Source organism: Streptomyces sp. NPDC001204 (genome assembly GCF_053598035.1).
In genome coordinates, this window is record NZ_JBSFJL010000044.1 from 50,869 (window position 1) to 65,066 (window position 14,198).

Here is a 14,198-nt window from a genome sequence, read left to right on the forward strand (position 1 = left end):
GGTCCAGTACCTGCCCGATTCGCCGGGCCAGCGTAAGGCCCCCTGTTCACTCGCCCCATGGCAGCTACTGCCCAAAGTCTCTCCAGCCGACGACGTGCCCACGTGCCACGCCCACCAGCGACAGCGCCCCTCACGCCGCACCGCCGCCACCGTCGGCGAGCCCCTCCAGGAGCCCGGCGAGCCGGTCCACGGCGTCCGGCCATGCCGCCAGCCGCACGAGCCCGCGCCCGTCCTCACCCGTCGAGGCGACCGCCCGCACAGCGGACAGCTCGAAGCCCGCACCGAGGAGCGCCCGGTTCAACCGGTCGGCAACCTCCCGAGCCTCCCGCCAGCCCGCCACGTAGTCGACCCCCGGCACCCACAGGCCGTGGTCGACGCCCATCACGTCATCGAGGCCATCGCTCAGCCAGCTCTCACCTGAGCCAGTCACCTTGCCCACCTCTGCCCTGATCTAGGTAACGGATCATCAACTCTGTTTGGCCCAGGGCAGACAAGCAGCACGACGGCCCCGGTACCATCAGGCACCGGGAACCGCCGTGTTCCCAGCCGGGCCACCCTTCGCTTTCCAGGGCTGATGGGGTGGCCCGGTCTCGGTATGCGGTTGTGAGGCGCGGCCCCCAGCCGAGAGGGGAGCTCCCGCGACCCGAGGGGCCGCGCCCGTGACCGGAGTAGGTCAAGCTCCGATCGGTGTCCGGTCCGCCGCCTGCTCCCGATCGCGAGGAAGAACCGCAGACGGCGGATCGGAGATCATCAGCGCGGTCTGTGCTCAGCCCCGCCGTCCAGATCGAAGCGGCACCAGACCGTCTTGCCGCCCCCGTCTCCCGGCGTCCACCACACGGCCGTGGCCAGTCGCTGAGCGATGAGCAGCCCACGCCCGCTGTCCGGCAACACCGCCTCGGACAGTTCCGCCACCAGGCCCGGCGAGAAGATCTCGCCCACCGGGAGCAGGGGAGGCGTCGAGTCCTCGTCGGTAACGCCGATGAATAGCCACTTCGGCCACACCTTGAAGATCACGTCGATGCGCCGACAGCCACCCGGCCGAGCCAGATCCCGATCCGGCACCGCGTGGTTCACCACGTTCCCGACCAGTTCCGAGACGACCAGCCGGGCATCATCCACCACGTCAGAGGCGCCCGCGCCCCGAAGGAACTCGGCCGTCTGATCCCGCGCGACACGTGCCGTGTTGCCACACTCGGCGAAGAGCGTCAGCGTCAGGAAGCGTCCAGTGGGGGACGCGTTCGGCGCCACGAACCAGTGGGCGTACGCGTCCAACTCGCTCGCCAACTGCTTGGCTTTCCCCGCATCCATCATGTCCCCTTCCGAGCCTTCGACGGCTCTCCCGACACCGCTTGCTGCACGCAAGCCAGTACACGACGGAAGGGCCCTGACCGGGAGCGTTCACCAGGGGGTTCACGTGAACACCGGCAAACGCAAGGGGGGTTCACCAATGAACTCCCCAGCGAGAGACTGCTGTGACACGATGAACACTCGCCGTCATTCTCGGGTTGGCAGGGGAGCATGAGCCGAGAGCCGAACGCGCAGTTGATCGCCGTCATGGACGAGGCCAAGGTCTCGAACAAGGGTCTGGCGAAGCGGATGCAGGACGCCGCCGCACAGCGCGGCGTGAACCTCGGAACCACACACGTTTCCGTGAAGCGATGGCGCGAGGGTTCAGGCATCCAGCCGCAGGCAGCAGCGATCATGGCGGATGTCCTCAGCGCCAAACTGGGCCGCCGCATCACCCCCAGCGATCTCGGCTTCTTCGACCTCGCACGGCCGGCCACCCCTCAGCCGGTCCGATACCCCAGCACGGTGCCCGAGGCACTCTCCATGCTCGGAAGCCTTGCCGATGAGCGCGCCGAAGCCCCAACCGCCGATCAGCTGACCGTCGCGGACAGCGATCTCAGCTCAGCGATCCTGTCCTGGATGATCACGCGCCCCGACGGCATCCAGGCCGACCGCCCGACACACCAGCGAGTCGGCATGCGCGACGTCCGCGCCATCAGGGACGCCGCCAGCATGTTCATGCAACTCGACTTCAAATACGGCGGAGGCCACGGCCACAAAGCCCTACGCCACTACTTCCGCCATGAGGTCCTGCCCCTGTTAGACGCCAGCTACAGCGAGAAGACGGGCACCGCGTTATTCAGCGCCGCCGCAGAGGTCTCACAGTTGCTCGCATGGACCGCGTACGACACCGGAAACCACCCGCTCGCCCACCGCTACCTCACCTCCACACTGCGCCTGACCCAGGTCATCGACGACCGCATGTTCGGCGCCCGCATCCTCGGCAACCTCAGCCACCAAGCCAACTACCTCGGCCACCACACCCAAGCCATCCAACTGGCCCGCGCCGCAGTCGAGGGCGCCAAGGGCCGCGCCACCCCGCGCGCCATGGCCAACTACTCGGCGATGGAAGCCCGCGCCCTGTCCAACGCAGGCGACCGCATCGCGGCAGGCCGCGCGATGAACGAGGCAGAACGCCACTTTGAGCACGCCGACACAGCAGAAGACCCCGTATGGCTCGCCTACTTCGACTCCGCGGAACTCATGGGCGAGCTTTGCCACTGCTTCCGCGACCTGAAGATGCGCCGTGAAGCGGTCGAGCAGGCGCAGCGCGCCGTGGACAGCACCGACCCGAAGTACGCCCGCACCCTCGGGTTCTGCCGCATGGTACTTGCGCAGAGCCAGCTCCTGAACGGCGAGCTGGAGGCCGCCGTCACCACCGCGAGCCTCGCAGTCGACAGCGGCGACTCCCTCCAGTCCACACGCTTCCAGCGCTACGTCACCGACTTCCAAGCCGAGGTAAGCGCCCACACGGCGAACCCGATCGTGGCCGCCTTCAACGATCAGGTGCGGGACGCACTTGTCCGACTCGATGACGAGGAGTAGCAGCTACCAGGGCCGCCAGTCGCGCGGGGCATCGTCGTTGCGCAGGCCAGCGATGCGCCGCCGGTACTCGGCCGCCGTCCTCTCGTCCTCCTGTACGTTCTGCATGAGCCACGTTGTCATGCCGAACTCTTGCAGCCCGCGCAGCGTCTCGTACCCCGGCCAGTCGTACAGGTCCCGCCCGTACGCGGCCACGAAGTCGGCGTACTGCTCATCGGTCTGCCACCCAAGGCTGTGATGCTCAACGGCCGTGACCATGAGATCCCACTCGGGGTGATCGAAGCAGAAGGCTTCGAAGTCGATCAGGATGACCTGCCCCTGATCGTCCACCATGAGGTTCTGCACGTGCGCGTCACCGTGCACGGGCCCCTTGGGCGTCTCGAAGCGCAGTTCGGCGTATCTATCCCGCAGCCCTCGCCACCGCTTCCGAAGAAATACCTTGTCGTCCTCCGGGATCACGGCCCGGTCGAGCCGGCGCTGTTGTTTGTCGAAGGGATCGAACGAGGGCAGCTCAAGCTCGTCCGGCGCCTTCAAAGCGTGGAGATCCCGCAGGGTGGCCCCCAGCTCCCCATACGTCGCCTTCCGGTCCCCTTCAACGATCAGATGCCAGAAGGTCACGGGGTGACCGTCGACTACGAACGGCTGCTCAAGATCCTCGACGATCCGAGCGGCAGGGAACCCCTCATCCGCCAACCACCGGGAAACAGCAACCTCTTTGCGAGCTGTGGTCAGCCACTCCCGCCCACGAGGCACGCGCACGATCAACGGCATCGAGGCCAGCCGGAACAACGCGTTCTCCCCGAGCCGGATCAACTCCGCGCCCCTGTCGTCGAGCCCCGCAGCACGGCACGCGGCACTCATCACCCGCGTGGCCCCCGCCGACGTGAACCCCTCTTCCGATCGAGCAGCGTCAACCGCCATGCCCGTACCAGCTCCCCTAGTCGCGCGCGATCAACCGGCGCACGCCTACGGGTGACCAACCCGACGTGCACTGGACACACGACCACGACGGTACCCAGGAGAAGGCCGTCTCAGCGAGAGTAGAAGCTCTCAGCTTGGGAAACTGCAGCACCGTGAGGTCGGTTGGGGCACTGACCTGGGCGAGCATCCGATCCGTAGCCTCGACGGGTTCGGCGGCTTGCACCGTGATTCTCCGCAGTTCCCCGCCCTTTCTGGTGCGCTTGTGGTGCGGGGACGGAGCGACGCATTGTCGGGGCCGCCGCCGTCGCTGAGGGAGTTGTCAGTGCTTATGGCTAGGGTCTCAGGCGCGCTTCCGAGGTGTCCAGCTCTGTAGAGCGGTTGCATCCCCGACTTTGTCTGGGGGCAGCCCGGGACCTATCCGACGGTCGGGCTTCGTCGATGGCCAAGGCGAGACCTGCCAGCGCCGGCCGCGCACCAACTACCGCCATACGCGGGGGCAAGCACACAAATGCGCTAGGCAAAGGAGCAGGTCACAACCCTCCTAACAACCGGGCCAACGGCTTATGTCCACAGCTGGTCCACGACGCACCGACGTCTTGAGACCACTACCCAAGTGGAGGGCCCACAACGTGACGGAGAGACCTGAGATCGCTGGCCGCCGTCTCAAGCGTGGCCCTCGCCCCGATCGTAGGTGGCATCGAAGACGGTGTTGGCGAGCCAGCGCTTGAAGGCATCGTTATCACTAAATTGCTTGAACAGTTCGGTCTGATCCTTGATCAAGGAGATCATTACTCGCCCGAGGGCGTGGTCATGTTCGATGCGGGCGTTCTGCTTGTCACTGTTGCGCATTGCACGCTGGTAGGCCGGATCTGCGGCTACCCGTGTAGGAATTTCCTCTGCGATGATCTTCTGTATCCGGTCCTTATCGGTCCACGGAATGTTCCCGAACTGGTTGTTGAACGTCCTGATGATTGCCGAGATCCGCTCTAGTTCGGGCTCACGCGCGTGGCTGCCCGTGCTAGCTGTCGGCACCGGACCAATCTCTGCATCCTCGTCCGTAAGCGTGAGAGAAAGGCTTACCTGCTTCTCGACCCGATAGCTCTCTAGGCTGACGGTCTCGAGGATGCCGCGCGAAAGATCATCTTCCCGAGGCGCCGGCAGCTTGAGGATGAGGAAGTTTAGCAGGATGGACAGCTTTTCCCAGCCCGCATGGGAGTACGGCAATACGGAGGCAAGGAAGTCGTAGGTGCGGGTGAAGGCCTTGGCTTTGCCCTTGAAGCTGATTTGGTCACTCTTATCCAACTCGTCACAATAGGTGGCTACACAGGCATCCAAGATCGGATCGAGCCGGTCGCGTTCGGCCCCTTCCAAGTATCTATCGACGAAGACTTCCACATGTTCAGGCAAGTAGACCCCATAGCCGTCCAGAGCTGCTTTGAGATCGTGTAGTTTGTTGGGGTCGGTTGTCTCGGAAAGCACCGTGGTGCGGTAGTACTTGGAGAAAGCCTCTTCGATTACGGCAGTGTCATTGTAGAAGTCGAGTATTGCCACGTCACGTTTGTCCGGGTGGGCGCGGTTAAGCCTGGAGAGCGTCTGAACCGCCTTGATCCCCGAGAGGGGTTTATCAACGTACATAGTGTGCAACAGAGGTTCATCGTAGCCGGTTTGGAACTTGTCCGCGCAAACCAGGATGCGGTACGGGTCCTCTTGGATTCTTTCGGTAATCGCACCGCTAGAAAAATGGTTGAGAGTAGCCTCGGTAACCTTTACGCCGCCATAATCATGCTCGCCGGAGAAGGCGACGATGGCCTTATATGGGCTTTTGAGCTCCCGCAGATGAGCGCTGATGGCGTGGTAGTACTCAATGGCTCGGTCGATTGAACTCGTCACCACCATGGCGCGTGCCCGGCCGCCAACCTTGCGAAGGCCGACGACCTGCTGGAGGAAGTGTTCAACCATCACTTCGGCTTTTACTCGGATGGCGTGGTCGTTGCCTTCTACGTATGACCGCAGTTTCTTGGTCGCTCGCCGAGAGTCAAATTCCGGATCGACCTCGACCGTCTTGGCCAGCTTGTAGTAGCTGGTAACGGGAAGATAGTTTTTCAGCACGTCCAAGATAAAACCCTCTTGGATGGCCTGCTTCATCGTGTAACTGTGGAACGGTTGTGGCTTACCATCGCCGCCGCGCTGACCGAATAGCTCCAATGTCTTGTTTTTCGGGGTGGCGGTAAAGGCGTAGAAGCTAGCGTTGGCAGGCAGTTTCCTCCTGTCCATAATTTGATTGATCTTGTCTTCGGTACTATCTTCCTCCTTGCCCAGGGCATTGACTGGTGATAGGGCCGTGCTCATCGCTGTCGTGGCTTTGCCTCCTTGGCTCGAGTGAGCCTCATCAATAACGATGGCGAAGCGACGGTTGCGGTGAGCAGTTCCAATATCGTCCAAGACGAAGGGAAACTTTTGAACCGTACTGATGATTATCTTCTTGCCCGCTTCAATTGACCTTCGCAGGTCGCCGGACTTGGCGGCATGGGTGACCGTGGAGCGGACCTGTGAAAACTGCCGGATGGTGTCTCGGATCTGCTGATCTAGGTTCACCCGGTCTGTTACTACGATGACGGAATCGAAAGCGGTCGAACCGTGATGCTTCAGCCCGATGAGCTGCAGTGCCAACCAGGCGATGGAGTTGGATTTTCCGCTGCCTGCGGAGTGCTGGATCAAATAGCGTTGGCCAGCGCCGAACTCTCCCCCATTCGCCAGTAGTTGACGGACAACATCAAGTTGGTGGTAGCGGGGGAAAATCTGCTCCACCTGCTTCCGGCCGGTCTTGATGTCCTTGCGCTCTAGACGCAACGCATAGTGCTCAATGATGTCGGTTAAGCTTGTTGGAGCCAGAATCGACTGCCATAGGTAGGCGGTCTTGAGACCGTCCGGATTGGGTGGATTGCCCGCGCCATGGTTCCATCCTTGGTCAAAAGGCAGGAACCATGATGTTCTGCCCTTGAGGTGGGTACAGAACCGCACGACTTGATCGTCGAGAGCAAGGTGCACCAGGCACCGGCCGAGTTTGAAGAGCGGCTCGCGTGGATCCCGGTCCCGCTGGTACTGCTCGACTGCGTCTTGGGCGGTTTGCTTGGTGACGTTGTTCTTCAACTCGAAGGTGGCCACAGGCAGCCCATTGACGAAGATCACCAAATCGAGGGCCCGTTGAGTCTCATCCTGGCTATAACGCACCTGCCGGCTGACCGTGAAACGGTTGAGCGCATGCAGCTCCTCGGCGCGGCGGTTGCCGGGCGAGGGTGAGCCGTAGAACAGCGTAAGGTCGTGCGGGCCGTGCTGGAGCCCGTGACGCAGGAGGTGTACGACGCCATGTTGGGTGACTTGCCCCTGGAGCCGGGCCAGGAATTTCCGCCGGACTGGGGAGGCAGGGTCGGTTAGCTCCAACGCGGCTGCAGCGCTGGGTTGCGACTCCTCCAGGAAGGCCCGGAGCTGTACGAAGTCGACCGCGTGGGTGCGGTCATAATCACGTGAATCGCCTTGCAGCCAGCCACGCTGGCCCATATCGGCGACGATAAGCGCCTCTAGGCCCGATTCGCTCATATCCGTGCCATATGCGTTCAAAGGCCCTCCTCACCGAGGTTGTCGTCCTCTGTATCCATGCCCAGAGCCTCCTCGGCGTCACCTTCGAGGGGGGAGGTTTTCAAGTCGTATGCCTCCGGTGCATCCACATCAGGGAGCGCGGCAGCCGCCGCCCGCACGTCTAGCCGACCAGTTACAACATCAGCGGTCAGACGGGTTTGATACTCCCAGAGCAACTTCGTTTCACGCTCGGCGCGTTGGATGGCGATATCGATCGGGCTGAAAGCCTCAGCAAGGTGGGAAGCGATCATCTCCTGCTCATTGCGTGGAGGCAATGCAGCAACGAGGTTGCGGACAACACCTTGACTGATGTTCTGCATGGAGTCGCTTGCCCCGTTTGTTGAGCTTTCAATCTGGGCGCGACTTGGTCCCGTTCTGAGGAGGTGCACTAGAAAGCGGGAACTTACGATGTCCTCATGCGCTCTAAAGCGAAATAGCTTGTCGGAGATGAGGATTCCCGGATGTTCGCCTTCCACCAGAGTCGCACGCCCGAGCAGTGTGCGAGTGTTCGCCCGGCTCATAAGAATATCGCCAGGGCTAACTTGTAGGTCAGGTCGTGGCGCGAGATGCTCTGGCAGCCGCTTATTCTTCTGCGCTGCGAACGTTTCACCGTTCACACAGCCGACTGTGAGAACCCCCCATTCCCCATCGGATGCAGGTATGGCTTCGCATTGAGGTGACCATCCTTGAGAGATGGGTGATACGCAGTTCTTGAGTCGGTAAACACCCCAATGGTCTGGGATCGAACCAAGCCATGGAGAGCCGGAATCGCGCAGCTTAACATTTGCATCCAGACCTCGGAGTACAGTCTGGTGAGCAAGGGCCTGCTTCTGCTCAGTAAGCAGAGAGATGAGTTCCCCCTTCGCACGGATCACCGAACCGACCTGAAGCTGAATGTTGTGAAGGTATTTAACAATCAACTCTTGCTCGGTCAACGAAGGGAGTAGAGATGGCATCTGTTTGAAATCTCCCCAGTAGAGGCGATTTCGATCGGATACGATTCCCCGCGAATACTTATTAACCTCACGAAGGTATGCGTCCGTCCGGAATAGGTGACTGTAGTAAGTGCCCAGAGTTCCATGCAGTGGCTGCGCAACGACATAGGCAGGGCTGACGAGTCCGTCAGTGGGGACTGTCCCGACTGCCCCCTGCCACATGCGCATCATGTTGTAGGCGATGTCGCCTTGGGCGGCGCGTTTGTACTTTTCCCGTTGGCTCATCACCTGCTTGCGAGAACCGCCCGCCATGTCACGTACACGGACACCAGTGCGCAGCGAAACTTCAAGAATCGGCAGATCGGGATACCCGGTCTCCAAACGTTGGGAAAAGAGGCCACCATTACGGCGGACTGTCCAGTGTGAGGGAATTTCTGGGCACCAAGGAAGGCCGGAAGCCCGATAATCGGGGTAAGGCTTCAGTTCCTCTGTCACTTCGTGCCACCACCGAATAGCTCGTCTACAAGACCCTCGTTCTCTTTCTCCAAAGCCAGGATGTCGGCTCGAATCTTCTCCAGGCTGCGAAGCTGCGGTGGCTTATAGAAGTGACGGGCGAAGCTGATCTCATATCCGATTTTCGTGGCCCCCTCTTTGATCCACGCGTCGGGGGTGTACGACAGCACCTCGCGGCGGAAGAAGGCCTCAATCCCGCCGTCCTCCAACAGTGGCACTTGCTCGGTGTCCTGCAGTTTGTTATCCGGCTCATACTCCACAACGACTGATTTGCCGTTGCTACCTTCGACTTCATACCGCCCGTGCAGTGGATCTGCCTCGGTGCCAGCCTTGTGGCGCTTAAGCACAACCGGCGCGGCCTCCTCGTCACGCCAACTAACGGCGCGTAGCATGGCGTTTCGGTCGGTTGTGGGCAAGCTCAGACCAAGTTCACCCATCGCAGCGCCGGCGCGGTTTTCGAACACGTTATAGTCGGTGAAGATCTCCTCGCCGATCTCTTTCCACAACGCGGTCGCTACCTCAACCATCCGACCATCTCTGGCCCACGTTCTGGCGTCGAGCAGTTTCTTGCGGCTGCGTTCCGACAACTCCGGAGCGTCGCCTTCGGTATCCGCGACCTTGGCCCATTCATTCAAACGGGCACGTAGTTGCTTCTCCACAGCCATAAAGTCGGTGAACAGTGCGTCGCCGATTTCTTCATGGAGTCTGGCACGCAGCGCTTGGTCCCCGGAGGCGTACCGGAGAGCCTCGGTCCCTTCACGGGTGAAGCGGCTGGCCAGGCGCATAGGACGCTCTACAGTGATCTTCCAATAGCCGAAAGACTTGTTGGGTAGAATCCTGGACTGCTCGGTCTCCGTGAAAGAAAGGAAAACATCCGTGACGCGCTGGATGTCGGTCTCGGAAAGCCTACAGTTCTTCTTTCCGAGGTTCTTGTCTAGCGGTGTGGACCAACTGGTGGCATCGATGAGCTGGACCTTACCGATTCGGTCATCGGGCTTGCGATTGGTGAGGACCCAAACGTACGTGGGAATACCGGTGTTGTAGAACAAGTTGAGAGGCAGTGCGACGATGGCTTCCAGCCAGTCATTTTCGATGATCCAGCGGCGGATGTTACTTTCACCGCCACCGGCGTCGCCTGTGAACAGCGAAGAACCGTTGTGTACTTCGGCGATGCGGCTGCCAAGTGTGGTGTCGTGCTTCATCTTTGACACCATGTTGGCCAGGAAAAGCAGCTGGCCGTCGCCGGAGCCGGTGACCAATGAGTAGGCTGAGTCCCCGGCGTGGTCGATGACGAAACGCGGGTCTTGAAGATCCTTCTTGCCACCCATCCGCTCCAGGTCACCCTTCCAGCTCTTGCCGTAGGGCGGATTTGCGAGCATGAAGTCGAACCGGAGATGAGGGAATGCATCATTCGACAGTGTCGAATATTCTGGCCCACCCTTGATGTTGTCGGCGGCCTGTCCATCACCTTTCAGTAGCAAATCTGCCTTGCAGATTGCGTAGGTCTCAGCATTGATTTCCTGCCCATACAGGTGCGTGGTTACCTCTTTGCCATGGGCTCTGGTGAGGACTTGGAGTGTTTTCTCTGCTACGGTGAGCATGCCACCGGTGCCGCATGCACCGTCATATAGAAGATAAGTCCCGTCGTCAATCTGGTCCGCAATCGGGAGAAACATGAGACGGGTCATAAGCTCGACCGCATCCCGCGGGGTCCAGTGCTCGCCGGCTTCCTCGTTGTTCTCCTCATTGAAGCGGCGCACGAGTTCTTCGAAGATGGTCCCCATCGCGTGGTTGTCGAGCCCAGGAAGTACAACTCGGCCATCGGGGTCCCGCACAGGTTCCGGCCCCAAGTTGATGTCAGGGGCAAGGAACTTTTCGATCAGAATTCCTAGCGCATCGTTGCGGGACAGCTTTGGAAGCTGGTGCCGAAACTCGAAATTTTCCAAGATCTCGCGCACGTTCGGCGAAAATCCATCGAGGTAGGCTTCGAAGTCGGTCCGCAACTGCTGCTGCGTCGCCCGGGAACGTAGATCACGTAGAGTGAACGGCGAGGTATTGTAGAACGCCTGCCCAGAAATCTCCCGCAAGGTGGCGTCTTGGTTGGTAACGCCCATGGCATCGAGTTCCCGGCTCATGTCGAGCACGGCCTGCTTGGTCGGTTCCAACACGGCGTCGAAGCGCCGTAGCACCGTCAATGGGAGAATTACGTCGCGGTACTTGCCGCGTACATAGACGTCTCTAAGGACGTCATCGGCAATGCCCCAGATGAAGTTAACGATACGACTGTGCTGCGCCCCGTACACTCTTTACTCGTCTCTTCCGGATTGCACTGGCTGCCGCTGGGGCAGCCCACCCCACACCTACTGAGCTCAGTTGCTCTGTACGGACTCTACTCGCACTGATCGAGGGCCGGGACACAACTGCGGTACTAGACACTGCAGTACCTGTGCTGCCGCCATCTGTTGCGTCTATGCGTGCCCTGGACTGCCCGTTGAGTAGCGCTGACACTGTCGCCGGCCCGTTGATAATGGCGGTTGGCACTGATCCACTTTCCATGCTCCAGAGACGCCCCGGGGATGACCACAGGCGTTCCGGCGCTGAGCCCGTGTGGCCGAGCCGCCTCGGACTGCTCAGAGACGGCCGGGGAGACACGCCAAGGCTGGGGCTTCGCCGACACAGGTCACAGCGGGTTCTGCTGTCGGTTGCGTAGCCAGTCAGGATCGCGCACCGGCACTCCAACGGCCTCTGGTTCAGTGAGGTCTGCATCTATAACCCGCATCATGCCGTCGAACAGCCAGATCAGCCGTGCGAACCGCAGAGCGGCGAATGCCATGGCGTACTCGAAGACGAACCGGGCCGAGTGGGGATCCTTGTCCCGGTCCAAGGACAGAGCTGTCAACAACAGCAGACAGCAAAGAGCCGTGCTCTGCAGCAGGCTGCGCCAGCTTCGCCTCAGTTCCTTGTGGTGTTGCGCGCGTACCGCGCGCAGCCGTTCACCGTTCGCCGCGGTGTAGAGGGAGATCGCGATAGCGCTCAGACCGCCGATCGCCGCCACCACGCCAGCAGCCGCGGCGTACAAACCCGTACGTTGTGACGACTCGATCCACGACAGCCAGTCCGACGATCCGGTGATACGGATCGTGGCGATATGGGCGCTAAGTGCCAGTGTTGCAAGGAGGTAGTCGATCCAGAGGACCGCGGCCCAGCGGTCCTCAACGCTCGTACGCACACTCACGTGCCCCCCTGTCTATGCCCAGGTCATGAGTCCCCTACGTCCACGGCCAGTCGCAAGGCATCCTCGTGCTCGATGGCTGATGACAGGATCGCATCCACCGCTGACACAATGCGGATTGAGTTGCCCGCCTCATCTGTGGCCGGCACGCGCTTCTTGGCAGTGATGCTGTGCTCAACCAGTTCGACGAGGCGCGTCTGCTCCGGACCTCCGGGGTCCGAGTAGATCAGCCGGGCCCGTGCCCGCTCGGCTCCGGAGACCACATCCGAGATCTCTTCCAGATCCGCGAGGAGGTGTTCACGGTGCTCCTTGAGCTCCTTCTTCTTCGGCACAGAGATGATCATCGTGACGCTGATCTCCCCGTAGGCATCGCCAGCCACAAGCAAGGTACGAGCAAGGCCACCCCTGCGACCCTGCAGAGCGCCCATCTTGTTGGCCATGATCTTGACCTCGACACGGCTCGCGCCGGAAGCGGTCTTCAACCGCTCAACCTCGGCATGCGCGACCACGGGTCGTATCTGCAACTCGTCGCCTGGAAAGATCCGGATGCCGTTGAGCCATGTCGCAAGAGCACGATGACTCGGGGCGGAAACGCCCCCCTGCATGATCCCGACGATGTTGCCGAACGGCAAGAAACAGATCACCGAGGTGTCTACATAGCCCTCGTGGGCGGACTGCTCTAGCTCACGAAGATCGCCGGTATCCCAATTGACCACTGACAGCCACTCACCTGCGTCCTTTACCCGGTGCAGCAGCAGATGGTCCTGCATGTTGTAGGTGGCGATGGTGCCTACCATCTGCGACTCGCCCTCGTAGGTACGGGCTGCCACCGGAGCCTGGGACAGATCCGACAGGACGCCGTCCCAATCCAACTGGGCGGGAATCCGTCTGGCTTCACCGTCCTTGATTCGGACGACCTCATAGAAGCCGACCGTGCGCTCCTTCATGTGGCCCAACGTCGCCAAGGCATCCCCCTATTTTGTATTGGCTCACGGTTGGCCAACCACTGGCCTACCGCCCCACCCACGATGTTGCGTCCATGATGAGGCAGGAGCGCACGGTAAAGCCAAGTCGAGGTTCCAGGAACTCAGTGCGTCGTTGTGCAAGTTGGCCTCGAGGCGGCACCTGGCCAGCGGCCAGGGCGGGGTAGACAAATGGCCACTTACCTGGGTGAGCAAGCGCTTAGCGGCATCGCCTGCCATACCCCGACCTGTATCGAGTTTCATCGACTCCCCGCGATGGCTTCTGTCTAGATAGGTCGCGATAAGGGGCTTTTGGTCGCGTGATCGAGATCACATGCGTAAAGTGCATGGTGCGTGACATGTGACCCGAGACGGAGGCGGTTTGGCCGGCGCTGCCGAGCCGAACCGCGCACCGGACCGTGGCCAGGCTGGAGCGGGCCGGGGTGCCGATGCGGGAGATCACGCAGAACGTGGACGGGCTGCACCAGCTCGCCGGGATGCCCGCATGCAAGGTACTGAAGCTGCACGGCAGCGTGCGCAGTGTGGTGTGCACGCGGTGCGGGGCGCGCGGCCCGATGGAGGACGCCCTGGAACGGGTGGCGGCCGGCGAGGAGGACCCGCCGTGCCGGGAATGCGGCGGCATCCTCAAGTCGGCCACCGTAATGTTCGGCGAACGCCTCGACCCGGCCATCCTCGGCGAAGCCGTCGCCATCACCAAGGCCTGCCAGGTGTTCATCGCCGTCGGCACCAGCCTCCAGGTCCAGCCCGCCGCCGGCCTCGCGGGCGTGGCCGCCGACCACGGCGCCCGGCTGGTCATCGTCAACGCCGAGCCGACACCGTACGACGACATCGCCGACGAAGTCGTCCGGGAGCCGATCGGCACCGCCCTGCCCCGGCTGCTGTGCAGGCTGAGCGCAGAGAGCAACCAGTAGATCCCCCGCCGGTGCGGTGACGAAGATTCGCCGGGTTGCGTACGCTGAGCCCCGCTGCGGTGGACGAGGAGAGCGGGCATGATGCGGAGACCGCTGGTGGGTGACGCCGTGGGAGTGCTTGAGGACGAACTGGGGTCCGGGCGGCGGGCGCTTGCCGGCCTGACGACGGACGACGCCT

9 protein-coding genes and 1 pseudogene are annotated in these 14,198 nt (G+C 61.7%); 2 read left to right on the forward strand and 8 right to left on the reverse strand.

Annotation, left to right across the window (positions count from 1 at the left end; genetic code table 11):
- Positions 1-130: 130 nt before the first annotated feature.
- The gene (locus tag ACWC91_RS37630) at positions 131-430 is read right to left on the reverse strand and encodes a hypothetical protein (RefSeq protein WP_450643298.1); all 300 of its coding nucleotides are present in this window, start codon (positions 428-430) and stop codon (positions 131-133) included.
- Between the two features lie 320 nt (positions 431-750).
- A complete protein-coding gene (locus tag ACWC91_RS37635) occupies positions 751-1,308 on the reverse strand; it encodes an ATP-binding protein (RefSeq protein WP_450643301.1) in 558 nt (185 codons plus the stop codon).
- A 210-nt stretch (positions 1,309-1,518) separates the two neighbouring features.
- Between ACWC91_RS37635 and ACWC91_RS37640 the strand changes: the two genes are divergently transcribed.
- Positions 1,519-2,892, forward strand: coding sequence for a sporulation protein (locus tag ACWC91_RS37640; RefSeq protein ID WP_450643296.1), 1,374 nt, complete (start codon positions 1,519-1,521; stop codon positions 2,890-2,892).
- A gap of 3 nt (positions 2,893-2,895) precedes the next feature.
- Here the strand turns inward: ACWC91_RS37640 and ACWC91_RS37645 are convergent, their stop codons facing one another.
- The 6 genes from ACWC91_RS37645 to ACWC91_RS37670 form a co-directional block, all read right to left on the reverse strand.
- Positions 2,896-3,810 (reverse strand): aminoglycoside phosphotransferase family protein, encoded by a 915-nt coding sequence (locus tag ACWC91_RS37645; RefSeq protein WP_450643295.1) that lies wholly within the window; start codon positions 3,808-3,810, stop codon positions 2,896-2,898.
- Positions 3,811-4,473: 663 nt separating this feature from the next.
- On the reverse strand, positions 4,474-7,428 hold the full coding sequence (locus ACWC91_RS37650; protein ID WP_450643293.1) for a type I restriction endonuclease subunit R: 2,955 nt from the start codon (positions 7,426-7,428) through the stop codon (positions 4,474-4,476).
- Positions 7,425-8,876, reverse strand: coding sequence for a hypothetical protein (locus ACWC91_RS37655; protein WP_450643291.1), 1,452 nt, complete (start codon positions 8,874-8,876; stop codon positions 7,425-7,427). Before ACWC91_RS37655 ends, ACWC91_RS37650 begins: the two co-directional genes overlap by 4 nt.
- Positions 8,873-11,197, reverse strand: a complete 2,325-nt coding sequence (locus ACWC91_RS37660; RefSeq protein ID WP_450643290.1) for a type I restriction-modification system subunit M — start codon at positions 11,195-11,197, stop codon at positions 8,873-8,875. Before ACWC91_RS37660 ends, ACWC91_RS37655 begins: the two co-directional genes overlap by 4 nt.
- Positions 11,198-11,574: 377 nt before the next feature.
- Complete coding sequence (locus tag ACWC91_RS37665) at positions 11,575-12,129, reverse strand: hypothetical protein (protein WP_450643288.1); 555 nt, start codon at positions 12,127-12,129, stop codon at positions 11,575-11,577.
- 23 nt (positions 12,130-12,152) lie between these two features.
- On the reverse strand, positions 12,153-13,073 hold the full coding sequence (locus ACWC91_RS37670; protein WP_450643286.1) for a hypothetical protein: 921 nt from the start codon (positions 13,071-13,073) through the stop codon (positions 12,153-12,155).
- A gap of 422 nt (positions 13,074-13,495) precedes the next feature.
- On the opposite strand from ACWC91_RS37670, the pseudogene ACWC91_RS37675 reads away from it, so the two are divergent.
- Positions 13,496-14,020: pseudogene (locus ACWC91_RS37675) on the forward strand (SIR2 family NAD-dependent protein deacylase); the annotation flags it as partial.
- Positions 14,021-14,198: the final 178 nt, after the last annotated feature.

Coding starts and splice junctions, on each gene's coding strand:
- ACWC91_RS37635 (WP_450643301.1), bottom strand. CDS start 1,308: ATGGATGCGGGGAAAGCCAAGCAGTTGGCGAGCGAGTTGGACGCGTAC.
- ACWC91_RS37640 (WP_450643296.1), top strand. CDS start 1,519: ATGAGCCGAGAGCCGAACGCGCAGTTGATCGCCGTCATGGACGAGGCC.
- ACWC91_RS37645 (WP_450643295.1), bottom strand. CDS start 3,810: ATGGCGGTTGACGCTGCTCGATCGGAAGAGGGGTTCACGTCGGCGGGG.
- ACWC91_RS37670 (WP_450643286.1), bottom strand. CDS start 13,073: ATGAAGGAGCGCACGGTCGGCTTCTATGAGGTCGTCCGAATCAAGGAC.